The sequence below is a fragment of the Pedococcus sp. P1_H8 genome (genome assembly GCF_056405175.1).
The window spans coordinates 87,301-112,815 of the sequence record NZ_JBFUCP010000003.1; the positions used below are offsets into that span (position 1 = coordinate 87,301).

The following is a 25,515-nucleotide window of genomic DNA, read 5'->3' on the forward strand; positions in this document are numbered from 1 at the left end:
ATCAGCCCTGCCGATGCGGGCGCGGAGTCCCGCCGACCGCGGCCCGGCGCCCTTCGAACTCGCCCCGCCCTGTCCGCCATGGCCCCGCCTAGCCCCCGACTTGTTGCCGCCAGATCGTCACCAGACACCCAGAACGGGGTCTTGGTGACGAGCACTTGGCAACAAGTCGAAGCACCCGGAGACTTGTTGCCGCCAGATCGTCACCAGACACCCAGAACGGGGTCTTGGTGACGAGCACTTGGCAACAAGTCGCGCGGGGCCGAAGGAGCCGGAAGGGGCGATCTCCTGGGGGCAGGCCCGGACGGGCAGGCGGAGCCGGCAGGCCCGGACGGGCAGGCCCGGGGGTTATCTGAAGAGGTTGATCAGGAGGCAGCTGGCGGCGGCGACCAGGCCGGCACCGGGGAAGGTCAGGATCCAGGCGCCGACGATGTTGCCGGCCACGCCCCACCGCACTGCGGACAGCCGCTTGGTGGCGCCGACACCCATGATCGCCGAGGTGATCGTGTGGGTGGTCGAGATCGGGGCGCCGAACGCCATGCCTGCGACGTAGAGGATCGAGGCGGCCGTCGTCTCCGCGGCGAAACCCTGCGGCGGGTCGAGGTGGATGATCCGTCGGCCGAGGGTACGCATGATCCGCCACCCACCGGCATACGTGCCGAGGGAGATCACGATGGCGCTCATGAGGAGCACCCACAGCGGCACGCGGTCGCCGCTGTAGTGGCCACCCACGGTCAGTGCCAGAACCACGACGCCGGCCGTCTTGGCGGCGTCCTGGAATCCGTGGCCGAACGCCATCGCCGCCGCCGACGCGGTCTGGGCGTAGCGGAAGCCGCGGGAGACCTTGCCCGGATGCGCTCGACGGAACAGCCAGAGGATCGCCGTCATCACGAGGAAGCCCAGGGCCAGACCCACGATCGGCGAGAGGATCATCGGGATGATGACCTTCTCGAGGATGCCGGCCCACTTCACATGGGCGTCAGCCGCCAGGGCCGCGCCGCCGAGACCGCCGATGAGGGCGTGCGACGACGATGAAGGGAGGCCGAACCACCACGTGAGCAGGTTCCAGCCAGTCGCTCCGATCAACGCGGCGGCACAGATGACGAGGCCGTCGTTGCCTTGCGGCGCCTCGATGATGCCCTTGCCCACGGTCGCCGCGACCTTGCCGAACTTGTAGACGATGAGCCCGCCGACGAGGTTGGCGATGGCCGCCATCACGAGGGCGACCCGCGGCGTCAGGGCACGCGTCGAGACCGAGGTCGCGATCGCGTTGGCCGCGTCGTGAAAACCGTTGGTGTAGTTGAAGCCCATCGCCAGGGCGATGACGATTCCTACCGGAAGCCAGTCCATGGGGAGGCTCAGGACTCCTTGACCGCGATGCTCTCGACCTTGTGAGCCACCTTCTCGAACGCGTCAGCGGCGGCCTCGAGCTCCTCGACGACCTCCTTGAGCTTCATGATCGTGAGGGTGTCGGCGCCGAAGTCACCGTTGAACAGACCCGCGAGCAGGCGGCGGTAGATCTGGTCGGCCTGGTTCTCGAGGCGGTTGATCTCGATCCAGTAGCCGGAGAGGTCCTTCATCGAGCGCAACCGCGGCATCGCGTCGGCCGTGAGCTCCGACATCCGGGAGAGCACCTCGACCTGGTCGGAGACGCCCGCCGGGAGGTCGCCGATGCGGTAGAGCACGATCAGGTCGACCGCGGCGTCCATCATGTCCATGCAGTCGTCCAGCGTCGACGCGAGACCGTGGATGTCCTCACGGTCGAACGGCGTGATGAACGAGCTGTTCACCTTGCGGATGATCTCGTGGGTCGCCTCGTCGGCGGCGTGCTCGATCTCGCGCATCTTCGTCGCGACGGCCTCACGCTCGGCGTGTGGAACGCCCAGCAGCGTCGTCAGCTCACGAGAGCCGAGGACGAGGTAGGAAGCGGACTTGGCGAACAGATCGTAAAAACTGTTCTCCTGGGGGGTGAGGCGAAAGCCCACGGTTCTCTCCGGTCACGCAAGGGGGGATGGCCGTGGACGATGCTACGGGCAAGGAGACGAGAAAGCGCAACTGGGCGCAGTCGAGCTCCGACAGGCAGCAGCGCGCTGCCCCACCCATGACGGGCCGATCAGGCGTTCTGCCGCTTCCAGACCCGGTGCGGGGAGCTCGGCGCGTCCTCCGACGAGGTCGGGTGCCCGCGCTCGATGCCGAGGGCCCGGTCGATCTCGTCCTCGGTGAGTGGCTCGTCGCTGGCAGTCGCGGCGACGACTAGGTCGCCGACCAGCTCGATCTCGTCCTGAAGCGCGTCGTCGGTCAGGTCAGCACCGGCGCGCGGTTCCTTGGTCATGGATGAAACGCTAACGGAGCCAACGCCGAACGGCGCACCTAGTTTGCTATCTCTTGACCCGCGATGCCCCGGAACCACCCAGATGGGCCATACCGGACACCATCACGACTAGTCCCATCCGGCTATGCCTGATGATGGTTGCCATGACCCCCGATTTCGGCGGTGCCCCTCCGGTCGAACCTCCCGATGTCGAGGACCGGGGTTCGTTCAGCCATGCCGTATGCCGCGTGTGCGGCTGGAGCGGCCCGGGTCGCCGTTCGCGGCGGGTCTCGCGCGAGGACTCACGGCTCCACCAGGGGGTCTGCCCGGGCGCTGAACCGCGGCGCCGGGACAGCTGAGCGAAGGGCGCGCACGCGGCATACCAAGGCTTTTGGAGCGGCCAGCAGAGGTGGCCGGGAGGTGAACATTTGTGCGTCGGGCCGGGAGCGCCTCACGGCGCGTGGCCGCTCGTAGCGGCTTCAGTTGGGACCCGGGGCTACCGCGGCCCGACGCACGTCCGACTGTAACCCCGGACACTGGGGAGTTGTTCCATCTGCGGCGTGTTTACCGCGACGCAAGGGGCCGTTCAGATGAGTTCGCCGGCCCGCCACAAGCGGGCGCCGGCCTCGAGATCGTCGGCCGTCGAGAGCATCGACGCGGCCCGACGGGTCTGCTGCGCGGCGGCCTCGCGGTCCTGGGCGTCGGTCGTGTCGGCGCGGTCGGCGCGGCCCGCGGCCACGACGCGACAGAACGCCGCCGCCCGTTGCAGGGCAACGGCAAAGTCGCCCGCGAAGACTCCGCGCAGGATCGCGTCGCTGAGCTCTCGGAGCTCGGCGGGACCGGGCGGCTCGGCGACGCCGGCGACCGCATGGTTGACATCGGTGAAACGGATCCCAGCGGCGTAGTCGGCACTGGCCTCACCCGGGCTGCGCTGCACCCACTCGCGCAGCGCGTAAAGCCGCCAGAGGGCACCCGGCAGGCTCCGCGCTGGGCGGTCTGCCCAGAGCTCGGCGACGGTGACCAACCCGAGCTCGTCGACGAGGGCGACCAGGCGGGCGGTGAGGGCCGGGTCGTCGTTGGCGCGACCGGTGCCCACCAGGACCGCCGCCGTCTCGTGGGCGATCTCGGTGACCTGCGCGGGGTCGGGGACCGTGCCGCCCTGCGCCTCCATCGCCGTGGGGCTGAAGAAGGCCGGGCGGCGCGGACCGGGTCGGCCGCTGGGCTCGTTTTTCATCGGGCCCAGTCTCTCAGGTGAACGCCGATCGGGACGGCGGCCACGCTCAGTCGAAGAGCTCGCTGAGGAAGGACTTCTTGCGGCGCTGGCCGTAGCCGTGCTGCCCGCCATACGGCGCCTTGGACATCGAGCGGTAGGGCGCCCGGTAGCTCTGAGCCGGCTGCTGCTGCCACGCACCTTGCTGCGGCGGCTGCGGGACGGGCGGCTGCTGCGGGGTCGGGGTTTGGTGCCACGCGTTCTCCGCGGCGACGAGGGCCTCGAGCTCCCCGCGGTCGAGGAACAGGCCGCCACAACCCGTGCACTGGTCGACGTGGACCCGGTTGCGTTCGTAGCTGCGCATGTCGGAGCCACACTTGGGACAGGTGAGGGTGCTCATGTCGGGCCAACGGGTCGCGCTACGACGGGGTTCCGAGGGACCCCGGCTGCCCGAGCTGCCAGAGCGTGGCCTGTGCGGTCGGGTCCCCCGATGCCTGCGCCGGATAGGACACAGTGGGCGGGTGCCAACGGAGTCCCCGAACCCCCGAGAGGGTCGTGTCGTCCGCACCGTCGTGACAGCGCTCGTGATCGCCGCAGGCGTCGCAGGTTTCGCGTTCTTCGGGTTCATGGCGTGGCTCGGGATGTGCGGGATCTCCGGATACTCTGGCGGCGGTTTCGGACGCTCGACGGACCCGGTGGGAACCCGTCGGTTGCTGTCGCTGGCCGCGGCCTGCCTGCTCGTCGCGCTACTCGTCCGCGCCGCGCTCCTGCGGAGCCTGCGCACCGCCGGGTATGCCGTGGTGATCAGCCTCGTGGCGCTGGTTGCCCTTGGAGGGGTGATCGGCTCAGACTGGCGCGGCTGTCCGCGGTCCATCTCCTACAAGACCTGCCTGGCCGAGAGCCGTTGAACGCCAGAGCCCTGGATCGTTGACCACGAGAGCCGTCGACACAGTGGGGACCCCGTGCCCGGGTTGGCTACGCTGACCTGCGGCTTGCCAACAAGCAGCCAGGGCCTCTAGCTCAATGGTTAGAGCTGCGGACTTTTAATCCGTAGGTTGTGGGTTCGAGTCCCACGGGGCCCACTGCGTCGTTATCGCAGGTCAGATCCCTGTTTTGCATCCATAGCCTCCGAGTGAGTTCAAGATGCACAGCATGCAGTGGGCAGATAGTGGGCACAGGACCCAGAATGTCGATCCAACACAGCCGGCTCGCCCGTGTCTGAGTAACGCACGCTCATGCCGATGAGAGTGCGCGCTACGGACTGGTCTCCCACACGGCCAGCGCGTCATCAAGTTGCCGTACGACATCCCACATAGACGCCACCCGCTTCTTGTCCCGCTGGTCGAAGGCCGCAGCCGCAGCCGCCTGGTGCTCACGGAGGGAGCGCGCTCGGGCAGCATCCGCTTCGGTCCACTGTTCCGGCCGGGAGAGAAGGTCGCCGAGGTGTGCGTAGTCCTGGTCGTCAGGCATGCCACGAGGGTAGGGCGCAACGCACTCTCATGCCGCATACCGAGAGTCAGGTCAAGTGCGATGCGGCTTGCGACTCGATGCTCGCGATGTACTCGTCCAGGTACGTGAAGCTGGCGCTCTCGGTGCTGCCGCCGCGGCGGCGATGCGGGTAAAGGGTGCCGGCGCGCGCGTCGACGCCCCCGATAGACACCCAGACCTCGACGGCGCTCACCTGCTGGCTCCGCGAGCGCGCACCCTGGTCGGGAGCTCCTCGTCGGCGCGGAGGCGACCCACGTCGGTGGCGTACGGGTCGAGCGCCTTCGTCAGCAGATCCAGCACACCCAGCGCGCGAGCCACCCGCAGCAGGTTCTCCAAGGAGGCGCCCTGCCCGCTCTCGAGGCGAAGGACAGTGCTGCGGCTGACGCCGGCACGGTCGGCGACTTGCTCGACCGTCAGGTGACGCAGCTTGCGCCATGTGGTCACATCCCGCCCCAGCCCGTCGAGCGCCCGCGCCACCGCGACAGGGGTGCGCCCACTCGTGGTGCCAGCCATCATGCGCCCTTGAAGTATCAGATCTGACCCTTTAACCGGCTTAGAGTATCAAATCTGAAACGTTCAAGTGTCGTGGACGGGTTTGATGTTGCGGTTGATGGGTGTCCCGCTGCAGGGCTAGCACTGATCGTGATCAGCGATCACACCGCTGATCACGCTCCATTCCCGTGCAGCGCGCTCCTCGTCCACCCCCATCGACGCGCTGAGGCCAAGCAGCGCCTTCCACAGCGCCCAGCCCCTGGCGCGTGCCCACGTGGCGTCGTCCTGACCCACTGCCTCGCGGAACGCCTCCCGGCTCTTCCCACTGAACAGGGTCCAGGCAATGACCAGGTCGCATGCTGGGTCACCCACGCCCGACGTTCCGAAGTCGATCACCGCCGACAGGGCTCCGTCGCGGATCAGCAGGTTCCCGGCCGCTACGTCGCCGTGGAACCAGACAGGCTCACCGGTCCATTCGGCCGACATCGCGGCATCCCACACGGCCGCGGCGCGCGCCGAATCGACGCGACCGTCCACCCTGGCCAGATAGGACCGGGCGTCGAGGTCATAGTGCCCGGGCGATGCACCACGGTAGAAGCTGTGCTCGCCGGCTTCAGGCCCACCAGACGGGTCGCAGGCCCAGAGCGCCACCAGAAACTGCCCGACGGACACTGCGCACCGTGACATGTCCCCGATCCGGCCGTGCTGCGCCGGCTCGCCCGGGAGCCACTCCCTGATCGACCACGGGAACGGGTAACCCTCCCCGGGAGCTCCCACCGCCAGGACGGACGGCACTGGCACGGGGAGCCTGGGCGCGAGGCGCCGCAGCCACCGGTTCTCCTTCGCCACAGCTGCCACATAGCCCTGCGCGGTCGGCAGCCGCACAGCCAGGTCGTCGCCCAAGCGGTAGGTCCGGTTGTCCCAACCATCCTTCTCGACCGGGACCACCGGCAGGTCAGCCCATTGCGGGTACTGCGACCTCAGCAGACCCTGGACGAGTCCCGCCGTGATCCCTGCGCGACCGTCCGCGCCAACCGAAGTCATGCCACAACCCTCTACAACAACGGACCCCGAGACAACCGAGTATCCGTACGTAGACCTGCCCTGCCTTCGGTGCAGACTGGGTTCGTGAGCAACGTCGAGACCCAGCCGCAGGAGACCGTCTGCTCCAGGACACCAACCGGCGACCAGGTGGAGATCCTCGAACCCCGCGACGTCCCCCTCGGCGGCCCTCGCGCGATGACTGTGCGGCGCACCCTCCCCCAGCGCCAGCGCTCCCTCGTCGGCGCCTGGTGCTTCGCCGACCACTACGGCCCCGACGACGTCGCCGGCTCGGGGGGCATGGACGTCCCGCCCCACCCGCACTGCGGCCTGCAGACCGTGAGCTGGCTGTTCACCGGCGAGATCGAGCACCGCGACAGCCTCGGCTCGCACGCGATCATCCGCCCCGGCGCAGTCAACCTGATGACCGGCGGCCTCGGCATCGCCCACTCGGAGGTGTCCACCCCGGGCACGACCGTCCTCCACGGGGCCCAGCTGTGGGTCGCCCTGCCCGACGCACATCGCAACGCCCCCAAGGCATTTCAGCACCACCAGCCAAGCCCCGTCCGAGTCGGCGACGCCACGCTGAGAGTCTTCCTGGGCACCCTCGAGGGCCAGACCTCACCGGTCGACACGTTCACCCCCCTACTCGGAGCCGAGGTCACCCTCGACGCGGGGGCCACGGTCGAGCTCGGTCTCGACGCGGCATACGAGCACGGGGTGCTGGCCGACAGCGCTGGGCTCACCGTCAACGGCACCGACACCCCGCGCAGCGCCATGGCCTACCTCCCCACGGCGACCGCGACGCTCACCCTCACCAACACCACGGACGACCCCGCCCGCGCGCTCCTCCTCGGCGGCCCACCGTTCGAGGAGGAGATCCTCATGTGGTGGAACTTCGTGGGTCGCAGCCACGAGGAGATCGTCGCCGCCCGAGAGGAGTGGATGGCCCACTCGACACGGTTCGGCGAGGTGGACGGGTATGCCGGCGAGGTCAGGCACCTGCCGGCCCCCGCCATGCCTGCGGTGCGGATCCGCCCGCGTGGCAATGCATCTCGCAGCGCCCGGGACGCGTGACCCTTTCTCACTGAGCCATGGGGCAGACTGGCCGCATGAGTCCCACCACCGGACAGCGCCCCGGGCAGCGACCCGGCGGCGTCGCCGCCTTCGCCCCCATCGTCGTCGCCGTCTGTGCGATCGTCCTGGTCCGCGAGGGCCTCGAGGCCGTCTTCCCCGACCTCAACACGTGGGTCGTCTTCGTCATCGCGCTTGCAGCGGGCTGGCTGGCGTACACGGGCGTCGAGCGCTGGTACGCACGCCGCAACGGCGGCGGACCTGCCGGGCCCGGCGAGGAGCAGTGAGCGCCGCACCCACCGGACCCGTCCTGGTCACCGGCTGCTCGTCCGGCATCGGCCGGGCCGCAGCCGAGGCGCTCGTGGCACGCGGCCACACGGTCTATGCCACCGCCCGTCGCACCGAGACCCTCACCGACCTCGAAGCCGCCGGTGCGCGCATCCTCGCCCTCGACGTCACCTCCGAGGAGTCGATGTCCAGCGCGGTCAAGACGATCGAGGCCGAGCACGGCAGCGTCGGCGCCCTGGTCAACAACGCCGGCTACGGCGAGTACGGCACTGTCGAGGAAACCGACCTCGACAAGGTGCGCACCATGTTCGAGACCAACGTCTTCGGCCTCGCCCGGCTCACCCAGCTCGTCCTGCCCGCCATGCGTGAGGCCCACAGCGGTCGCGTCGTCAACATCGGCTCGATGGGCGGTCGCTTCACCTTCCCCGTCGGCGGCTACTACCACGCGACCAAGTACGCCGTGGAGGCCATCACCGACGCCCTGCGCAACGAGGTGCGCGGCTTCGGCATCGGCGTCAGCCTCATCGAACCCGGCCTCATCCGCACCGGCTTCGAGGAGACCGCTCTCACCTCCGATGCCGCTGCGGCACAAGGACATTCACCGTATGCCGCGTTGCTGGCTTCCAGCGCCACCAACACCACCGGTGGCTACAGCAACCCCATGGTCGCCACCGGCCCGGAGGCCGTCGCCAAGGTCATCGTCAGGGCGATCGAGTCGCGCCACCCCAGGTCGCGCTACGTCGTGACGCCGGCAGCCCGCGCCCTCATCGCCACGAGGACCCTCGGCGGCGACCGGGTCTGGGACTTCATGATCCGGCAGCAGTTCAAGGGGTAGCGCTGTGGTCGCGTCCGTCGAACCCCTCACCGCACCCGTCGAGCCCGACGAGGCACTGCGGCGCATCGCCTTCCTCCTGGAGCGGGAACGAGCGGGCTCCTACCGCGTCGAGGCGTTCCGCAAGGCAGTCGTGACGGTGCGCGAGACGCCTGCGGACGAGCTCCGCAGCCGCCACGAGGCAGGCACCCTGCAGGACCTCGCCGGGATCGGGAAGTCCACCGCTGCCGTGGTGAGCGAAGCCCTGGACGGCGAGCTCCCGGCATACCTCGCGTCGTTGCAGGGCAAGGCAAAGCCGCTCGCCAAGGGCGGCACGGCCCTGCTCGCCCAGCTCAGGGGCGACTGCCACTCGCACTCCAACTGGTCCGACGGCGGCAGTCCCATCGAGGAGATGGTGCTGACCGCGGTGGAGCTCGGCCACGAGTGGCTGGTGCTCACCGACCACTCCCCCCAGCTGCGCGTCGCCAACGGACTGACGGCCGAACGACTCACGAAGCAGCTGGCCATCGTCGACGCGATCAATGCGTCGCTGGGTGGGCAGTTCCGGCTCCTCAAGGGGATCGAGGTCGACATCCTCGACGACGGTGCGCTGGACCAGACCGAGGCGATGCTGGCCAGGCTCGACCTGGTCACCGCGAGCGTCCACTCCAAGCTCAAGATGAACAAGGCGCCGATGACCAAGCGGATGGTGGCCGCGGTCTCGAACCCCCGCGTCAACGTCCTGGGCCACTGCACCGGCCGGCTCGTCGAGGGTTCACGGGGGACACGAGCGCAGTCGGAGTTCGACGCGCGCGCCGTGTTCGAGGCGTGTGCCGAGCACGGCACCGCCGTCGAGATCAACAGCCGTCCCGAGCGGTGCGACCCTCCGGACGAGCTGATCAGGCTGGCGATGGACATCGGCTGCCTCTTCGCCATCGACTCCGATGCCCACGCCCCGGGGCAGCTGGAGATGAAGGCCTACGGCTGCGAGCGGGCCGAAGCCCTCGGCATCGACCCCGACCTGATCGTCACGACCTGGGACGTCGCCCGCCTGCTGGAGTGGGCGGCCCCGCGCGCGGCTGCGAGCGGCGCGTGAGCACCCTGCCCCTCTCGGTCGACCTGTCGTCCCACGAGCCACCGTTCGAGCAGGTGCGCGCACAACTGGCCGGGCTGATCGCCAGCGGCGCCCTGGCCGAGGGAGACCGACTCCCGACCGTGCGCGGGCTGGCCGCCGACCTGGGCCTGGCGGTCAACACCGTGGCCCGGGCCTACAAGGAGCTCGAGGCCGAGGGGCTGGTGACCACCCGAAGTCGCGCCGGCACGGTCGTCGCGGCGGGCTCCCAGCCCCTGGACGTGGCGCTACACCGCAGTGCCGCCGAGTACGCCGTCCGCGCCGCCCGAGCCGGGCTCAGCGAGGCCGCGGCCATAGACCTCGTGCGCGCTGCGCTGCGCGACGCCCGCGCCTGACGAAGCACGCGGCATACCCTCGGGGCTGGGTCTTCGGACCCGTTTTGGATATCCGGGCTGTCTGCCCGTATGCTTTCGCGAGTCCTCGACGGATCCGCGCCTGGCGCTAACGGCGGGGGGCCGTTGAACTGGTCCCCATCGTCTAGCGGCCTAGGACCCCGCCCTTTCACGGCGGTAGCACGGGTTCGAATCCCGTTGGGGATACGCAGTAAAAGCACCATCTAGGCCCCGTAGCGCAGTTGGTTAGCGCGCCGCCCTGTCACGGCGGAGGTCGCCGGTTCGAGCCCGGTCGGGGTCGCTCGAAGAGCAAGAGGCCCGCACGAGAGTGCGGGCCTCTTGGCGTTTCCGGGGTATGCCGCGGTGCTGGGCTTTTCGTGCGCCAGCCCAGCCACGCGGTGTACCCCTCAGTCCCCCTGCGTGTAGTGCGACGCGTCCCCTTCGATCACCCTGCTCTTCTCGCCACTGAGGCCGACCGGCACGTCGCCCGCGACGGTGACCCGGTGGAGGCGGCGGGGCAGGTGGTCGTAGTTGTCGATCGCGTAGTGCTGGGTGATCCGGTTGTCGAAGATGACGAGCTGGTCCGGCTCCCACGCCACGCGCACGACGTTCTCGGGGCGGGTGATGTAGGACTGGAACAGCCGGATCAGGTCGCGGCTCTCCGCAGCGGACAGACCCACGAGCCGCTGGGCGAAGCCGCCGAGGTAGAGGCCCTTCTCCCCCGTCTCGGGGTGCACGCGCACGACGGGGTGGGCCGTCCGGTAGGCGATGGAGGTGAACTCGGTGCGGTTCTCCTTGGTCTGGTCGTCGAGGGACTCCTCCGGCTCGGCGTAGTCGTAGTCGTTCGTGTGGATGGCCCAGAGCGAGTCGGCCAGCAGCCGCAGGGGCTCGGGCAGGTCGCGGTAGCCCGCACCGGTGTTGGCGATCAGCGTCTCGCCGCCGTGGGGTGGGACCACCTTGCTCGACAGCGTGGTCGCCTTCGGCGGTGCCTGCACGAAGGTGACGTCCGTGTGCCAGTGGTTGGCCACGCCCTTCTCGCTGTCCACCGGGAGGATCCGTGGGGCGTCCGGCGCCGAGGCGACCGTGGGGTGCGCAGTCGTGAGCGGGCCGAAGTGAGCGGCGAACCGTTCCTGCTGCTCGTCGCTGAGCGGGGCGCGCCGGAAGACGAGCGCCTTGTGCTCGAGGAGTGCCTGGTTGAGGAACTCGACTGTCTCGGCGTCGAGGTCGGAGGTGAGGTCGACGCCGATGATCTCGGCGCCGATGCGCCCGGTGATCTTGCGGACGTCCCGGTCGGTGGCGATGGCGGTCATGCTGCGTGCTCCTTCGTGGTGAGGTCCTGCTGGATGGGCTCGGTGTTGGGGTTGCCGGGCCGAGGCAGGCCGTAGTGGTCGCGCAGCGTGCTGCCCGTGTACTCGGTGCGGAACAGACCCCGGCGCTGGAGCTCGGGGACCACGAGGTCGACGAAGTCGTCCAGACCGCCGGGCAGGGTCGGCGGCATGACGTTGAACCCGTCGGCCGCCCCGTGCTCGAACCACTCCTGGATCTGGTCGGCGACCTGCACGGCCGTCCCGGCGAACACCCGGTGGCCACGACCGCCGGCCAACCGCTCGATGAGCTGGCGGACCGTCAAGCCTTCGCGCTCGGAGAGGTCGAGGACCAGTTGCTTGCGGCTCTGGTTGCCTTCCGTGCCCACTGCCACCGGCGGCAGCGGTCCGTCGAGGTCCGCCTCGGTCAGCTCGTGGTCGAGCATGGTCGAGAGCTGCGCCAAGCCGTATGCCGGGTTGATCAGGGCGTTGAGCTCCGCTTCCTTCGCCTTGGCCTCCTCCTCGGTGCGCCCGATGACGGGGCTGATGCCGGGGAGGATGAGCAGGTCTTCCGGGCGCCGACCGTGGGAGGCGAGGCGGCCCTTGAGGTCGGCGTAGAAGTCCTGCGCCTCCTGCAGCGTCTGCTGGGCGGTGAAGACCGCTTCGGCGAAGCGGGCGGCGTACTCCTTGCCGGACTCGCTCGACCCCGCCTGCACCAGCAGCGGGTAGCCCTGCACCGGCCGGCGGATGTTCAGCGGGCCGCGCACCTCGAAGTGCGCCCCCTTGTGGTCGACCGGGGCGATGAGGTCGGTATCGGCGTAGATGCCCGATGCCTTGTCGGCAATGACCGCTTCGTCGTCGAAGGAGTCCCAGAGCGCCTTGGCCAGCTGCACGAACTCGGTGGCCCGGGCATACCTCGCCTCGTGGTCGGGACGACCCTCCAACCCGAAGTTCCGGGCCTCGTCCTGGCCGGCGCTGGTGACGATGTTCCACCCTGCCCGCCCACCGCTGAGGTGGTCGAGGGAGGCGAACGCGCGAGCCAGCGTGTAGGGGTGGTTGTAGGTCGTCGAGGCCGTGGCGATGAGCCCGACGTGGGTCGTCGACGCGGCCAGCGCCGAGAGCAGCGTGAGCGGCTCGAACGCGCTGTGCGTGTTGTGCTTCACGTTGCCGTGCAGCGCCACCCCGTCGGCGAAGAAGACCGAGTCCAGCCGGCCGCGCTCGGCCGTCCGGGCGATGTCGACGTAGTGCTGCAGGGTCAGGGCCCGAGCCGGCTCGACCTCGGGATGGCGCCAGGCTGCCTCATGGTGTCCCGTGGACATGATGAAGGCGTTGAGATGGAGTTCTCTGGGCGGTGACGAATGGGAAATGGCAGACATGGACGTTGTTTCCTTTCAGCGAAAGTCGTGGGGTGGCTGGCGACCGGTCAGCGGGCCGCGGCGGCGACCCGCCAGCGCGAGAAGTGCCGCTCCAGTCGCACGAGGATGGTGTTCACGAGGAGCCCGAACAGCGAGACGGTGAGGATGCCGGCATACATGTCGGGGATCTGGAAGCTGCTCTGGGCGTTGACGATGAGATAGCCCAGCCCGGCCTTGGCGCCGACCATCTCGGCGGCGATGAGGACCAGGATCGAGGCCGTGCCTGCCATCCGGACGCCCGTGAAGATGGTGGGCACCGCGGAGGGCAGGACGACCTTCTGGAAGAGCCTCAGGCTGCCCAGGCCGAGCGATCGGGCGGCCCTGACGAGGAGGGGGTCGACAGTTCGCACCCCGGCAATCGTGTTGAGCAGCACCGGGAAGAAGCTCGCGTAGGCGACGATCGAGATCTTGCTCGTCTCCCCGATCCCCAGCAGCAGGACGAAGACCGGGAGCAGCGCGAGGGCAGCGGTGTTGCGGAAGGCCTCGAGCAGCGGGGTGAGGAACTCGCGCAGGCCGTCGTACCACGCGACCACGAGCCCCAGCCCGATGCCCGCGACCACCGCGAAGCTGAACCCGATCACCGACCGGGTCAGGCTCGCTGCCACGTGCTGCTGGAGCTGGCCGCTCTGGACCAGTCCCCACCATGCCTGGAGCACCTCGTGCAGGGGTGGGAGGAACACCTTGCGCGCCGGGTCGAGCAGGTACTGCGTGCCGTACTCCCAAAGCAGCAGGAACAGCACCACGGCGGCCGAGCGACGGACCAGCCGGCCCACGCCGCGGGCCAGGCCGTGACCTCGCGTATGCCGCGTGGCCACCTGCTGGGCGACGCTCGCCCGGGGTGCGGGGTCGAGGTTCGTCGGCGCGGTCAGGTCGCGAGCCGGGTCGAGGGTTGCGGTGCTCATCAGGCTGCCTTCTCTGTGCCGTCGGGCTGGATCTTGAGGTGACCGGCGTCCTGGGCACGGCGCACCTCGTCGTGCAGGAGGGTCCAGACCTCGTGCCGGTAGTGCACGAAGCTGGGGTCGGAGCGCAGGTCAGTTGTGGACTGGCGGTCACCGAGGTCGACGTCGACGAGGGCCTTGAGGCGCCCGGGGCGCGAGCTCAGGACGGCCACGCGCTGGCCGAGGTAGACCGCCTCCTCGATGCCGTGGGTGATGAACACGACGGTCGTGGCGGTGGCCCGCCAGATCCGCAACAGCTCGTCCTGGAGCTGCTCGCGGGTCTGCGCGTCCAGCGCAGCGAACGGCTCGTCCATGAGCAAGATCCCCGGTTGGTAGGCCAGGCTCCGGGCGATCGCGACCCGCTGCTTCATCCCACCGGAGAGCCCGTGCGGATAGCGGTCCTCGAATCCCTCGAGCCCGACGAGGGCCAGGTTGTCGCGGGCACGCTCGGTGCGCTCCCGACGACTCAGTCCCTGCTGCTCGAGGCCGAAGGTCACGTTGGCGAGGGTGGTGCGCCACGGGAACAGCGCGTACTGCTGGAAGACGATGCCCCGGTCGAGACCGGGACCGGTCACCTCGGCACCGTCCACGAGGACGCTGCCGCTCGTGGGTCGGCTCAGCCCGCCGAGCAGGTCGAGCAAGGTGGTCTTGCCCGACCCGCTCGGCCCGACCAGCGTGAGGAACTCACCGCGTGGCACCTCGAGCGACACGTCGTCCAGGGCAACGAGCGTGCGGGCCTGCGGTTGGTCCCTCGTCGGGCGGAGCGCGAACTCCTTGGTCACGCCACGCAGCTCGATGTGGGTGCTCATGAGGACGCCTTCGACGCGATCCCGTTGTACTCGTTGGTGTAGAGGTCACCGGGCTTGAGCGCGCCCTGCTCGATGACTCCGCTGTCGACGAGCCACGGCTCCCAGCGGGTGAAGTCCTCGTCGCTGATCACGCCGCCCTTGCTGGCGACGCCCACGCTCTTCCAGAACTTGAGGTTGTCGGTCTTCTCGTTGCGACCTCGCTTCTCGATGATCGTGGTGAACCGCGCGATGACCGTCTCGCGAGGGCTCGTGCGCTCCCACTCGATCGCCTTGGCGACCCCGGTGACGAACTCCTTCGCCGCCGCGGGGTGCTGGGCGATGAAGTCCTCGCGCAGGACGTACTGCCCACCGTTGAAGGCCCCGAACAGCTCGTAGTCGCTGAACAGCGACCGCAGGCCTCCCGTGGCGATGGCGTGGTCCTGCAGGACCCCGGACAGGGTGCCCACGTCGACCTGCCCACGGCGCACGGCCAGCTCGGTGTCGTTGGGGGGAAGCGGGACGAGCTGCACCTGCTTGATCTGGGCCGGCGTGAGCCCGTTCTTCTTCAGGTAGGTGTCGATCACCGCCTCGGCGTGCGCCCCCAGGGTGTTGACGGCGATCTTCTTCCCGATGAGGTCGTGCGGGGTCCGGATCGGGCTGTCGTTCTTGACGTAGAACCCGTTGAACGACTTGGCGTCCTCGCCGTAGTAGTTGACCACGGCCTTGACGGGAGCCCCTGCGGTGATCAGCTTGACCACGGCGCCGGAGAACGCGCCGCCGAAGTCGGTCTGCCCCGTGGCCGCGGACTGGATGTCCTGGGGACCGCTGGTGGTGTTGCCGACCCAGTTGAGCTTGAGGGTGGGGAAGTAGCCCAGGTCGGAGGCGAGTTCAGGCAGCGACACCGAGTTGGCCCACCCCTGGTAGCGAATGGTCACCGGCCCCTTGTCCTTGGCTGAGCTGCTGGCCTCGCTCGACGGGAGCGAGCAGCCGGACGCCAGGACGAGTGGGAGCGCTGCGGCCAGCGAGGCGACCAGGGCCCGGCTCGCGGTGAAGGAGCGACGAATCGTGCGCATCAGGCCACCGCCTCACGGAGCCCGGCGCCCGCGGTGACCAGGGAGCGGCCCGCCACCGTGTCGAGGAAGACGGTCGTGACCTCCTGCAGCGGCCGCCGGGCAGCCTCGTCGAGGAGTGCCTCACCCCCGTCGACGAGCCTCACGTGGTCGGCCAGGACGAACCAGCCCGGGGTGATGCTGCTCGGGGACAGGCTCGCCAGGACGGGCCGGAGGGCGTAGTCGACGACCAGCACGTGCGCGGACGTGCCGCCGGTGGCCACGGGCAGGACGACCTTGCCGCGCAGCGCGAACTGCGGCAGCAGGTCGAGGAACGTCTTGAGCAGGCCGCCGTAGGCCGCCTTGTAGACCGGGGTGGAGACGACGACCGCGTCCGCCGCCTCGAGGGCAGCCACGGCGCGGGCCACCTCGGGGTCGTGGGCGTCGCCACGCAGGAGTGGGCCGGCGGGTAGGTCCCGCAGCACGATCGGGACGACGACGTGGCCGGCGCGTTGGAGCTGTCTGGCGATGTCGGAGAGGACGGCGTCGGTCTTGGAGGAGAGGGAGGGACTGCTGGAGATCGTGGCAATGACAGCCATGGGTGGATCCTTTCGGGCAAGAGGCATCGCCGGTCCCGCGCCGAGGCGCAGAACCGTTGCAGGAGAATGGGTTTCGAGGAGGAGCGTCAGTGTTGACAGAGCGCGCTGGAAACCCTGAGCAGGTCGATGTGCCTGCGCAGGACGGGTCGGCAGGAGCGAGCGGCTGCCTGCCTGGATCCGTTGTCCTTCATGGGTTTCCGTCCTCGGATGAGGCTCGAGAGCCTCGCGCTTGCGACAGTCGCTCGACTGCCGCCAGGTCTTCACCCGGAGCACCCCACCGCGAGTGGGAGGGTTGCCGTCCAGTGAGCCGGGGCTTGTCACTGGAACTCATGACCTGCGTCGAAGGTAGCGGTTCCTTCATTACCTATCAAATAAGTAGGATATGCCTCTCGCATGCTGGGACGACGAAGGGCGCCCACGCACGGAATCCGTTGCGCGGGCGCTCTTTTCGAGCAGTTGTGTGCCTGAGGCGGAGTCAGAGCTCAACCTCAGGCACACAACCTCAATCGGTGCTGACCTCGATGGCGATCTTGCCGCGGACGTGCCCGGTCTGGCTGAGCTCGAACGCCTTCGCCGCATCCGCGAGCGCGAACACCTCGGCCACCGGGACGGTCAGCCTCCCGGCGTCGGCCAGGTCACCCAGCGCCGTCAGGTCCTCCGCGTCGGGTCGCACCCAGGCCGCCAGCCCACCCGCCGCGGCGACGGTGCCGTCGGCAATCGACCCGTGCCGGCCACCGTCGGCGAGGACCGCCTGCGTCACGTCCAGGACGCCGCCCACGAAGTCGGCCACGACGTCCACGCCGTCGGGCGAGAGATCACGCACGCGCTCGGCCAGCCCAGCGCCATACGTCACGGGCTCGGCACCCAGCCCGCGCAGGAACTCGTGGTTGCCCTCGGAGGCGGTGCCGATCACGCGCGCGCCGAGGGCGCGGGCGATCTGGACGGCGAAGAGGCCGACGCCACCGGCGGCGGCGTGCACGAGGACGGTCTCGCCGTCCTTGATCCCCAGCCGAGCCAGCAGCTGGTATGCCGTGAGGCCGGCGAGCGGGAGGCCCGCCGCCTGGTGCCAGTCGAGCGACTTCGGCTTGCGCGCGACGGTGCGAACCGGCGCGGTGACGAGCTCGGCGAAGGTGCCGCCCTGCACCCAGTCCTTGCGGGCGTAGGCGATCACGTGGTCGCCGACGGCCCACTCGGGGGTGTCTGGGCCGACCGCCTCGACGACTCCGGAGACGTCCCAGCCGGGGATCGCGGGGAACTCCACGACCATGAGGCCGTCGAGGTAGCCCTTGAGGACCTTCCAGTCGACGGGGTTCACGGCCGCGCTGCGGACGCGGATCAGCACCTCACCCGGGCCGACCTTGGGGTCGGGGAGGTCGGAGAGCTGGAGGATGTCGGGGTCGCCGTACTCGGCGAAGGTGATTGCCTTCATGGGGGACGCAACTTGGTTGCACACGCGGCTATTCCGCGATTGCAGCCGGTTGTGAGCGGGCAGCACGGATCGGCTATGATCCTGCAGTCGCGACGGTCCCCCGGGCTTCGGCACGAGACCGCCGCGATCGCATGTTCGGGATCGCAGTGGCACCACACACCTGCACCCACGGCCAGGTAGCTCAGTTGGTACGAGCGTCCGACTGAAAATCGGAAGGTCGGCGGTTCGACCCCGCCCCTGGCCACCACGAGAGCCGCAGGTCAGCACCACGCTGACCGGGGGGGTTTATGTGTGGGGAGAAAAGGGGGTGGCGGAGGGCACGTTGCGATTAGCCTGCACCGGTGCTGGGGAGCCGCAACAATCGGTCGGAGGTGAGCAGTCGATGGTCTTGACCTCGACCGGAGTGCAGGCGTTGCGGCGCCTGTCTGAGCTGATGAACCGCGCCAGTGGTCAGGAGAGCCTGCAGGACGTGCTCGACCTGATCGTCGAGGGCGCAGCGGACGTGGTCGGCTTTCGGGTGGCCGCGATCAGCCTCGTCCAGCCGGACGGGGACCTCGAGGTCGTTGCCGTCGCCGGCGACGCCGGAGCCCGTCGCGAGCTGATGGGGCGACGCACCCCGCGCGGCCTGGTCGAGGCCGAGTTCGAGATCGCGGAGCAGTGGGGCACGCTGCGTTTCGTCCCGGCGGACCGGTTGCCGCCGACCTCGCAGCCCGGCTGGGTGGCAGAGGGGTGGGAGGTCTCCGCGATTGGAGAACCCGACTCCTGGGACCCCCTCGACACGTTGCTGGCGCCCTTCTACGACGTCGCCGGCACGTGGCTGGGCATGATCACCGTCGACCTTCCACTCAGTGGCAGGCGCCCCGACGAGGTGCAGCAGGGCCTGCTCGAGGTCTTCGCCAACCAAGCAGGCATCGCGATCAACGGTGCCCGACAGCGGCTGGCGCTGGCCGAGCAGGTACGCCTCGCCGCCGCCGTGCACACCGTTGCCCGGATCTCGCAGGAGATCCTTGATCCCGCTCGCGCCGTGGAAGCCGTCGTCGAACCCGTGCTGGAGGGTTTGAAGGGGTCGGCGATCTGGGTGCGCACGTTCGGCCACGAGAACGATCCCGCCGATGGAGGTGTCGTCGCCCACTTCGGACACGGCGCGGACAGTGCCCCCGCGGACGTCGTGAACCTGGTGCGGCGCGTGGCGCAGCAATGCTGGCGTCGGCGGACCGCAGCCCTGGTGCGGGCGGGGTCCACCCACCCACAGGGACTGCTGACCGACGAGGAGGTCGGCACCATGCTCGCGTTCACAGCCGCCTTCGGCGGGGGAGCCTGGATGCTCGCCCCCATCGGAGCGGGCCGCGAATGCCTCGGCCATGTCGTCATCACGCGCTCAGCCCAGGAGCCGACCTGGAGCGATGCGGAGGCGGCGTCGGCACTGGAGATGGGACGTGACATCGGACGGGCCATCGTCAATGCGCGCCTGCTGGAACTCGAGCGCCGCCTGGTCGACCAGCTGCGCCAGTCCGACCGCGCGAAGACCTCCCTGTTCTCGACAGTGGCGCACGAGCTCAAGAATCCGCTCACGTCCATCGTCGGCCATCTCGAGCTCTTGCGCGACGACCCCAGGGCGGACGACGAGCCGACGGGCAACGACCCGAAGTCGGACGCCGACTGGTCACTCGGGGTCATGGAACGCAATACCCACCGGCTGCGGGCCCTGGTCGACGACCTGCTCACGCTGTCGAAGGTCAGCGACCCGGACCGCCCCCTGGTCAGCAGCGAGGTGGATCTCGCGTGCTTGACCCAGGACGCGATGGACATGTTCCGGCCCGCCGCGGAACAGCGCGGCATACAGCTGGACAGCGACCTCGTCGAGGGCGGCACGGTCGTCGCCGGCAACGCCGAGGAGCTTGCCCGCGTCGTCGACAACCTGGTGAGCAACGCGGTGAAGTTCAGCCCCGACCACGGCGTCGTGCGGCTGAGCACCCGACGAGACCGCGAAAGCATCGTCCTGCTGTGCGCCGACGAGGGGCTGGGCATCTCCCCCAAGGATCAGGAGTCCCTGTTCACCGAGTTCTTCCGCAGCACCAATCCGGCTGCCCTCCAGGTGCCCGGTACCGGCCTGGGCCTGAGCATCGTCGCCCGGATCATCGCGCGCCACGGCGGCTCGATCAGCGTGGAGTCCGAGCTGGGCCGCGGCACGACCTTCGAAGTTGCCTTTCCGGCCCTCGGGATCGAGGGTCCCAGCCCGCAGGATCTGGGCTGAATCGTGTGTTTGAGTGGGCTTCTTCCGGGCCGATGAAGGAAGATCACTGAGTGCAGCATCCGCAGCCCCTCGACCCCGGCGCCCGTGGAGGTGCCGCAGGCATCCGCGGCCTCGGACCGCTCGGCGCCCGTGCGGACCTCGACCGACTGAGCCGCTGGCTGGTCGAGGCGTCGCCCGACGGCCTGTGGGTCTTCGACGCCGAGGGCAGGACGGTGCTCGCCAACGCCCGACTCGCGCAGATGCTGGGCAGAACCGCCGACGAGATGGACGGGCTGTCCGTCTTCGAGACCCTGGACGAGACCGGCCAGGTCCAGTTCGCCGAACACCTCAGCGGACTACAGAGCAGCAGCGCCCCCGGCAGCAACCTCGAGTGCAGTCTGCTGCGCAAGAACGGCGAGCAGTTCTGGGCACTGGTCAGCCACACCTCGATCAAGGACGACGACGGCAGCCACGTCGGCTGGTTGCATCGAGTGACCGAGTACAGCCAGCAGCGACGGCTGATCGACACCCTGCAACGGCGCGAGGCACAGCTCGCCGAGGCACAGCACATCGCCAAGATCGGCAGCTGGGAATGGGACGTCGGCAGCGACGTCGTGGCCTGGTCGGACGAGCTCTACCGCATCTACGGCGTGGAGCCCGACTCCGACTTCGTCCCGAACTACCAGGCGTTCCTCGACCGGATGCACCCCGACGACCGCGACGAGGTGGCGGCAGTCGTCAGGCGCGCGCTCGAGGAGACGGGCGAGTTCGAGTTCGACGCGCGCATCTTCCACAGCGACGGGTCGCTCCGCTGGATCCGGGGCCGGGGCCGGTTGACCCGCGACGAGGCCACCGGTGCCCCGCTGCGCATGGGCGGCACGTCCCAGGACATCACCGAGAACAAGGACGCAGAACAGGCACTCGCCCTGCTCACCTCCATGGCGACCGCGGCCAACGAGGCGACCACCCTGGCCGAGGTGATCCCCACGATCCTCCAGGACGTGGCACGGCATACCGGATGGCAGCCGGTGGCTGCCTGGGTGGTGACCCGGGACGGCGAGCTCGAACCCGTGCCCGCGGAGACGAGAGCCATGCCGGAGCAAGACCTCGCCGAGGCGGCCCGGATCGCCCGGGCGGCCGCCGAGTCGCTCAGCCCGCAGGCGTCGGTGACGACGGAGGGCACCGCCCTCGTCGCAGCGCCCGTGGTGGCCGAGGACCACGCCGCCTGCGTCGTCGTCATGGACACTCGCGCCACCACCGCGCCCACCGACAGTGACGGGCTGACGGTGGCCAGGGCGTCGTCGATCTTCGCCCGGGTCGCCGAGCGGGAGCTGGCCGCCGAACGCCTCGAACAGGCGCGCGACAAGGCGATGAGCGCGTCGATGGCCAAGTCCGAGTTCCTCGCGACGATGAGCCACGAGATCCGCACTCCACTCAACGGCGTGATCGGCCTTTCGGAGCTGCTGGGACGCACCGAGCTGACGTCCCACCAGCGCCGGCTCACCGACGGCATCGACGGCGCGGGGCGGAGCCTGCTGTCCCTCGTCAACGACATCCTCGACCTGTCCAAGATCGAGGCGGGGCGGCTCGACCTCGAGGAGGTGGACTTCGACCCGCGTGCCATCGTCGAGCAGAGCACCACCATGATGGCGGAGCGCGCCCGCGCCAAGGACCTCGAGCTCGCCGTGACCTGCCACCCGGACGTCCCGGCCGCCGTGTGCGGTGACCCCGTGCGGTTCGGGCAGGTCATCTCCAACCTGACCGCCAACGCCGTGAAGTTCACCACGAGCGGTGAGGTCGTGGTCCGGGCGACCGTCGAGACCGGCCTCGAGCCCGGTGACGGGAACGCTGACGGGACCGGCCTCGAGACCGGTCACGGGAACGGTGACGGGACGAGCACGGAGACCACCGACGCGGGCATCGTGCTGCGGATCGAGGTCAGTGACACCGGGTCCGGCATGACGCCGGAGGTCAAGGAGCGGTTGTTCACCGCGTTCTCCCAGGGCGACAGCTCCACCACTCGCGAGTACGGCGGCACCGGCCTCGGCCTGGCCATCAGTCGCCAGATCGTCGAGGCGATGGGTGGTGAGATCGGCGTCAACAGCGAGAGCGGGTTCGGGAGCACTTTCTGGTTCACCGTCCGGTTCGCGCCGGCCAGCGTCAGCGCCGCCAAGGCCGAGCCCCTGCCCTCGGTGGCCGGGCTCCGCATCCTGGTCGTCGACGACAACGAGACCAACCGGTTCATCCTCGAGGAGCAGCTGGCCGGCTGGTCGATCGAGGCGGCGATCGCCTCGTCCGGGGTCGAGGGCCTCGGGCTCCTCGACGACGCCCATCGGCGGGGCCTGCCCTTCGACGTGGTGCTGCTCGACTACCTGATGCCTGGCGTCAACGGTGAGCAGTTCGCCCGGATGACGCGCGGGGACGGCCGCTTCGGTGACACCAGGATCGTCCTGCTCACCTCGGCGATGGACCTCGATCCGGAGGTCCTGGCGGCGGCTGGCATCGACGTCTCCCTCACCAAACCGGTGTTGCCCTCCAGCCTGCTGGACACCCTCGCCAACGTGGCCGGCGCCCGCGCCGAGACTGTCCCGGCGGGCGGGCCCGGGGCTGTCCCGGCGGGCGGGCCCGGGGCTGTCCCCGCGACGGCCGGCCGTCCCGACCTGCGTGCCCCGATGGGTTCACGCGGCCGCGTCCTGGTCGTGGAGGACAACGAGGTGAACCAGATGGTGGCCGTCGGCATCCTCGAGAGCCTCGGGTATGCCGTGGACATCGCCGAGAACGGACTGGCCGGCTACTACTCGTTCCAGTCGGCCGACGGCGCATACGACGCGGTGCTGATGGACTGCCAGATGCCCCAGATGGACGGTTACGACGCGACGCGGATGATCCGCTCGTTCGAGGACGACCAGTACCGCACGCCCATCATCGCGATGACGGCCGCGGCCATCGCGGGCGAGCGCGAACGCTGCCTCGAGTCGGGCATGGACGACTTCCTGACCAAACCGGTCGACGTGGCGCTGCTGCGCGAGACGCTGGAGCGGTGGGTTCCCGCCAACGGCGACCAGAGCCCCGACACCGACGCCACGGCCAGCCGCAGGCTCGCGGCCCGCGCGGACACCACCCTGCTGGACCCCTCGCGCCTCGAGGAGCTGCTCGAGCTCGACCCGGGCGATCCGACGATGCTGCTGCGCTTCATCGACAGGTTCGGGCCCAATGCCCGAGCCGCGCTGGCGACCATGCGCGAGCACCGGGAGGCGGGGGCGGCCCACGAGCTGAGCCGCGCGGCGCACGGCCTCAAGGGCAGCGCGGCCAACCTCGGGGCCGAACGTCTCGCCCGGCTCTGCGCCGACGTCGAGCACCGCGGCGAGGATGGTGTGGTCGTCGACCAGCCGGCCCTGGTGGCCGTGGAACGTGAGCTCGACGCGGCCGTGCGGGCGCTCGAGGCCTTCGCCGTCATGCTGCGCCGACTGTCCTGACCACCGGCCTCCACCAAGGCCTCAACGAAAGCCACCGGCCATCTGGTGAGATGGCCGGTGGCTCCCGTTGAAGGGACATGCTCTCTTGCCGTTCCAGCACCCGTCTGGCTGAGGGACGAGGGCTGGGTTTGTCGAACGACCCGGCACCGCAGGGGGTGGTGCCGGCCGCCGCTACGCCGACTGTGCGCCGGTGTCGACACCCCAGTGCTGGGGTGCGCTGGTGATGTACTGCCCCGTTTGGGCACCGAGGGCCAGCCGACGGCGCACTTCGCGCATCAGCTCGTCGTTGGTGGCCAGCAGTACGGCCTCGGGGTGCTCGATCCCGCCGAGGACGGACAGGCCGCACGCCTCGGCAGACCTCAGCACGATCTCGCGGACGGAGAGGCACAGCGCACGGGACAGCGCGAGCATCTCGTCGGGCTGGGGCCACTCCGGCAGGACCGGAGAGTCGATGATGCCTTCCAGCGTCCACTCGTCCAGACCGCTGCGCATCGCGAGGGTCGCACGGCTCCAGCCGAGCACGCGAAGCTGCTCCTGCAGGAAACTGCCGAGGCTGTTGGTCACTGGGGCTCCAAGGGGGTGAAGAGGTCTGCCCCTTGATGGAAGCGCGGATTTGCGCTGTGGAGAACGAACTTTAACAAGCCTTGACCATTGGGTCGGCTGTTCGGTGGACCGTCAATCCGCCTAACGTTCCGCTAGCCCACGCACGATCTCGTCGGTATGCCGCCCCGGCGGGCCCGCGGGTTGCCCCGCCGCCGCGGGGGTCGCCGAGAACCGCGGGGCCGGCGCCGGCTGCACCGTTCCGGGCGCGCCGGGGACGGCGGCATACGCCTGCCTGGCGGCGAGGTGGGCGTCGGAGCGCGCCTCCTGGGCGGTGAGCACTGGCGCCACGCAGGCGTCGAGGTCGACGAAGACGGCCACCCAGTCCGCGAGGGGCCGTGCGGCGAAACGGTCGGCGATCACCTCCGAGACCCGCGGCCAGGAGGCGACGTCCATCTGGTCGACTCCCACCGTGGCGCGGTCCAGCCCCAGCCCGCCGAGGAACCGCTCGTAGAAGATCGGCTCGATCGCCCCCACCGCGACCCAGCGGTCGTCGCTCGTGCGGTAGCAGCGGTAGAAGGGCGCGCCCCCGTCGAAGAGGTTGGCCCCCCTTGCCGCGGGCCACATCCCCGACCCGAGCATCGACTGGTGCATCGCGGTCATCGCCGCGACCCCGTCGACGATCGCGGCATCGACGACCTGGCCCTGCCCGGACTCGCGCGCGTGCCACAACGCGGAGACGACCCCGAGTGCCAGCAGCATGCCCCCGCCGCCGAAGTCCCCGAGCAGGTTCAGCGGTGGCACCGGACGGCCGTCGGCTCCGGCGAACGCGTCGAGAACGCCGGCAACGGCCAGGTAGGTGATGTCGTGACCGGCCAGCGCGGCATACGGTCCGTCCTGGCCCCACCCGGTCATGCGGCCATAGACGATCCGCGGATTGCGTTGCAGCGCAACGTCTGGACCAAAGCCGAGGCGCTCGGCAACACCCGGACGAAATCCCTCGATGAGGACGTCTGACCGGGCGATGAGCCCGAGCACGACGGAGCGACCCTCGTCGGACTTGAGGTCCACGACCACGGAACGCCGCCCCCGCAGCAGCACCGCATGGGTAGATCTCAGGTCCTCGCCCGGCCGGTCGACGCGCACGACGTCGGCGCCCAGGTCGGACAGCATCATCGCGGCGAAGGGCCCCGGACCGATACCGCCGACCTCGACGACCCGGACGCCCGCGAGGGGGCCAGAACGGCGCGCCGAGTCCATGGGACCGAACGTACCGCCACCCCACTGTCAGGTGCGCGCCAGGCCCTGCCCCTGACGCGCTCGTCTGTCAGAGGACGTCAGTGAGCAGCGCGCGAACCTCTACCTCGCGGTAGCGGCGATGCCCGCCGAGGGTGCGGATGGAGTTGAGCTTCCCCGCCTTGGCCCAACGAGTCACTGTCTTGGGGTCGACCCGGAACAGTGATGCCACCTCCGCGGGCGTGAGCAACTTCTCGACCTCGGTGGTGCGAGTAACCATGTCTAACTCCTAGTGCAGGGGACGTGCTTCCATAATCGGACAAGCGGGACCC

At 69.6% G+C, this 25,515-nt stretch carries 27 protein-coding genes, 4 tRNA genes and 1 riboswitch; of the genes, 12 read left to right on the forward strand and 19 right to left on the reverse strand.

Annotated elements, in window-relative coordinates:
- Positions 1 to 345: 345 nt before the first annotated feature.
- The 5 genes from AC1DYG_RS03860 to AC1DYG_RS03880 form a co-directional block, all read right to left on the reverse strand.
- Entirely contained in the window at positions 346 to 1,347 is a 1,002-nt protein-coding gene (locus tag AC1DYG_RS03860) for an inorganic phosphate transporter (RefSeq protein WP_477638577.1), read from the reverse strand.
- Positions 1,348 to 1,355: 8 nt separating this feature from the next.
- Complete coding sequence (locus tag AC1DYG_RS03865; protein WP_477638578.1) at positions 1,356 to 1,982, reverse strand: DUF47 domain-containing protein; 627 nt, start codon at positions 1,980 to 1,982, stop codon at positions 1,356 to 1,358.
- A 128-nt stretch (positions 1,983 to 2,110) separates the two neighbouring features.
- The gene (locus AC1DYG_RS03870; protein ID WP_477638579.1) at positions 2,111 to 2,329 is read right to left on the reverse strand and encodes a hypothetical protein; all 219 of its coding nucleotides are present in this window, start codon (positions 2,327 to 2,329) and stop codon (positions 2,111 to 2,113) included.
- Between the two features lie 565 nt (positions 2,330 to 2,894).
- A complete protein-coding gene (locus AC1DYG_RS03875; RefSeq protein ID WP_477638580.1) occupies positions 2,895 to 3,542 on the reverse strand; it encodes a hypothetical protein in 648 nt (215 codons plus the stop codon).
- 46 nt (positions 3,543 to 3,588) lie between these two features.
- Positions 3,589 to 4,146 carry a TFIIB-type zinc ribbon-containing protein gene (locus tag AC1DYG_RS03880; RefSeq protein WP_477638581.1) on the reverse strand — a complete coding sequence of 186 codons (558 nt, stop codon included), beginning with the start codon at positions 4,144 to 4,146 and terminating at the stop codon, positions 3,589 to 3,591.
- Between AC1DYG_RS03880 and AC1DYG_RS03885 the strand changes: the two genes are divergently transcribed.
- Positions 4,040 to 4,426, forward strand: a complete 387-nt coding sequence (locus AC1DYG_RS03885) for a hypothetical protein (RefSeq protein WP_477638874.1) — start codon at positions 4,040 to 4,042, stop codon at positions 4,424 to 4,426. The genes AC1DYG_RS03880 and AC1DYG_RS03885 overlap by 107 nt on opposite strands.
- Positions 4,427 to 4,527: 101 nt before the next feature.
- Positions 4,528 to 4,600 (forward strand) — tRNA-Lys (locus AC1DYG_RS03890).
- 172 nt (positions 4,601 to 4,772) lie between these two features.
- Here AC1DYG_RS03890 and AC1DYG_RS03895 read toward each other — a convergent pair.
- The 4 genes from AC1DYG_RS03895 to AC1DYG_RS03910 form a co-directional block, all read right to left on the reverse strand.
- The gene (locus tag AC1DYG_RS03895) at positions 4,773 to 4,988 is read right to left on the reverse strand and encodes a hypothetical protein (protein WP_477638582.1); all 216 of its coding nucleotides are present in this window, start codon (positions 4,986 to 4,988) and stop codon (positions 4,773 to 4,775) included.
- A 46-nt stretch (positions 4,989 to 5,034) separates the two neighbouring features.
- A complete protein-coding gene (locus AC1DYG_RS03900) occupies positions 5,035 to 5,199 on the reverse strand; it encodes a hypothetical protein (protein ID WP_477638583.1) in 165 nt (54 codons plus the stop codon).
- Positions 5,196 to 5,519 (reverse strand): helix-turn-helix transcriptional regulator, encoded by a 324-nt coding sequence (locus AC1DYG_RS03905; RefSeq protein WP_477638584.1) that lies wholly within the window; start codon positions 5,517 to 5,519, stop codon positions 5,196 to 5,198. Before AC1DYG_RS03905 ends, AC1DYG_RS03900 begins: the two co-directional genes overlap by 4 nt.
- A gap of 117 nt (positions 5,520 to 5,636) precedes the next feature.
- Positions 5,637 to 6,542, reverse strand: coding sequence for an aminoglycoside phosphotransferase family protein (locus tag AC1DYG_RS03910; protein ID WP_477638585.1), 906 nt, complete (start codon positions 6,540 to 6,542; stop codon positions 5,637 to 5,639).
- 84 nt (positions 6,543 to 6,626) lie between these two features.
- Here AC1DYG_RS03910 and AC1DYG_RS03915 point away from each other — a divergent pair, with 84 nt between their 5' ends.
- The 7 genes from AC1DYG_RS03915 to AC1DYG_RS03945 all read left to right on the forward strand — a co-directional run bounded on the left by AC1DYG_RS03915 (position 6,627) and on the right by AC1DYG_RS03945 (position 10,477).
- Entirely contained in the window at positions 6,627 to 7,616 is a 990-nt protein-coding gene (locus AC1DYG_RS03915; protein WP_477638586.1) for a pirin family protein, read from the forward strand.
- A 35-nt stretch (positions 7,617 to 7,651) separates the two neighbouring features.
- Positions 7,652 to 7,900: a hypothetical protein gene (locus AC1DYG_RS03920; RefSeq protein ID WP_477638587.1), complete on the forward strand. Its 249-nt coding sequence runs from the start codon at positions 7,652 to 7,654 to the stop codon at positions 7,898 to 7,900.
- Positions 7,897 to 8,736 carry an oxidoreductase gene (locus tag AC1DYG_RS03925; RefSeq protein ID WP_477638588.1) on the forward strand — a complete coding sequence of 280 codons (840 nt, stop codon included), beginning with the start codon at positions 7,897 to 7,899 and terminating at the stop codon, positions 8,734 to 8,736. Before AC1DYG_RS03920 ends, AC1DYG_RS03925 begins: the two co-directional genes overlap by 4 nt.
- A gap of 4 nt (positions 8,737 to 8,740) precedes the next feature.
- On the forward strand, positions 8,741 to 9,808 hold the full coding sequence (locus tag AC1DYG_RS03930; RefSeq protein ID WP_477638589.1) for a PHP domain-containing protein: 1,068 nt from the start codon (positions 8,741 to 8,743) through the stop codon (positions 9,806 to 9,808).
- Entirely contained in the window at positions 9,805 to 10,179 is a 375-nt protein-coding gene (locus AC1DYG_RS03935; RefSeq protein ID WP_477638590.1) for a GntR family transcriptional regulator, read from the forward strand. Before AC1DYG_RS03930 ends, AC1DYG_RS03935 begins: the two co-directional genes overlap by 4 nt.
- Before the next feature lie 131 nt (positions 10,180 to 10,310).
- A tRNA-Glu gene (locus tag AC1DYG_RS03940) sits at positions 10,311 to 10,383 on the forward strand.
- A 20-nt stretch (positions 10,384 to 10,403) separates the two neighbouring features.
- Positions 10,404 to 10,477: transfer RNA gene (locus AC1DYG_RS03945), tRNA-Asp, on the forward strand.
- Positions 10,478 to 10,583: 106 nt separating this feature from the next.
- On the opposite strand, the gene AC1DYG_RS03950 is transcribed toward AC1DYG_RS03945, so the two are convergent.
- From AC1DYG_RS03950 to AC1DYG_RS03980, 7 genes are all read right to left on the reverse strand, one after another.
- Positions 10,584 to 11,486 (reverse strand): TauD/TfdA dioxygenase family protein, encoded by a 903-nt coding sequence (locus AC1DYG_RS03950; RefSeq protein WP_477638591.1) that lies wholly within the window; start codon positions 11,484 to 11,486, stop codon positions 10,584 to 10,586.
- Positions 11,483 to 12,856: an LLM class flavin-dependent oxidoreductase gene (locus AC1DYG_RS03955; RefSeq protein ID WP_477638592.1), complete on the reverse strand. Its 1,374-nt coding sequence runs from the start codon at positions 12,854 to 12,856 to the stop codon at positions 11,483 to 11,485. Before AC1DYG_RS03955 ends, AC1DYG_RS03950 begins: the two co-directional genes overlap by 4 nt.
- A 47-nt stretch (positions 12,857 to 12,903) precedes the next feature.
- The gene (locus AC1DYG_RS03960; protein ID WP_477638593.1) at positions 12,904 to 13,797 is read right to left on the reverse strand and encodes an ABC transporter permease; all 894 of its coding nucleotides are present in this window, start codon (positions 13,795 to 13,797) and stop codon (positions 12,904 to 12,906) included.
- Positions 13,797 to 14,642, reverse strand: coding sequence for an ABC transporter ATP-binding protein (locus AC1DYG_RS03965; protein ID WP_477638594.1), 846 nt, complete (start codon positions 14,640 to 14,642; stop codon positions 13,797 to 13,799). The genes AC1DYG_RS03960 and AC1DYG_RS03965 overlap by 1 nt, the downstream gene beginning before the upstream one ends.
- Positions 14,639 to 15,694, reverse strand: coding sequence for an ABC transporter substrate-binding protein (locus AC1DYG_RS03970; protein WP_477638595.1), 1,056 nt, complete (start codon positions 15,692 to 15,694; stop codon positions 14,639 to 14,641). The genes AC1DYG_RS03965 and AC1DYG_RS03970 overlap by 4 nt, the downstream gene beginning before the upstream one ends.
- Positions 15,694 to 16,269, reverse strand: coding sequence for an NADPH-dependent FMN reductase (gene ssuE / locus AC1DYG_RS03975; protein WP_477638596.1), 576 nt, complete (start codon positions 16,267 to 16,269; stop codon positions 15,694 to 15,696). Before ssuE ends, AC1DYG_RS03970 begins: the two co-directional genes overlap by 1 nt.
- Positions 16,270 to 16,489: 220 nt before the next feature.
- A riboswitch (SAM riboswitch) is annotated at positions 16,490 to 16,604 on the reverse strand.
- Positions 16,605 to 16,771: 167 nt separating this feature from the next.
- Positions 16,772 to 17,698: an NADP-dependent oxidoreductase gene (locus tag AC1DYG_RS03980; protein WP_477638597.1), complete on the reverse strand. Its 927-nt coding sequence runs from the start codon at positions 17,696 to 17,698 to the stop codon at positions 16,772 to 16,774.
- A gap of 170 nt (positions 17,699 to 17,868) precedes the next feature.
- Between AC1DYG_RS03980 and AC1DYG_RS03985 the strand changes: the two genes are divergently transcribed.
- The 3 genes from AC1DYG_RS03985 (at position 17,869) to AC1DYG_RS03995 (ending at position 23,407) form a co-directional block, all read left to right on the forward strand.
- Positions 17,869 to 17,945 (forward strand) — tRNA-Phe (locus tag AC1DYG_RS03985).
- A 135-nt stretch (positions 17,946 to 18,080) separates the two neighbouring features.
- Complete coding sequence (locus AC1DYG_RS03990; RefSeq protein WP_477638598.1) at positions 18,081 to 19,952, forward strand: sensor histidine kinase; 1,872 nt, start codon at positions 18,081 to 18,083, stop codon at positions 19,950 to 19,952.
- Between the two features lie 50 nt (positions 19,953 to 20,002).
- Positions 20,003 to 23,407: a response regulator gene (locus AC1DYG_RS03995; RefSeq protein ID WP_477638599.1), complete on the forward strand. Its 3,405-nt coding sequence runs from the start codon at positions 20,003 to 20,005 to the stop codon at positions 23,405 to 23,407.
- Positions 23,408 to 23,578: 171 nt separating this feature from the next.
- Here the strand turns inward: AC1DYG_RS03995 and AC1DYG_RS04000 are convergent, their stop codons facing one another.
- The 3 genes from AC1DYG_RS04000 to AC1DYG_RS04010 all read right to left on the reverse strand — a co-directional run bounded on the left by AC1DYG_RS04000 (position 23,579) and on the right by AC1DYG_RS04010 (position 25,463).
- Entirely contained in the window at positions 23,579 to 23,971 is a 393-nt protein-coding gene (locus AC1DYG_RS04000; RefSeq protein WP_477638600.1) for a hypothetical protein, read from the reverse strand.
- A 120-nt stretch (positions 23,972 to 24,091) separates the two neighbouring features.
- Positions 24,092 to 25,207 (reverse strand): CaiB/BaiF CoA transferase family protein, encoded by a 1,116-nt coding sequence (locus AC1DYG_RS04005; RefSeq protein WP_477638601.1) that lies wholly within the window; start codon positions 25,205 to 25,207, stop codon positions 24,092 to 24,094.
- Between the two features lie 67 nt (positions 25,208 to 25,274).
- Positions 25,275 to 25,463 (reverse strand): BldC family transcriptional regulator, encoded by a 189-nt coding sequence (locus AC1DYG_RS04010; protein WP_179421480.1) that lies wholly within the window; start codon positions 25,461 to 25,463, stop codon positions 25,275 to 25,277.
- Positions 25,464 to 25,515: the final 52 nt, after the last annotated feature.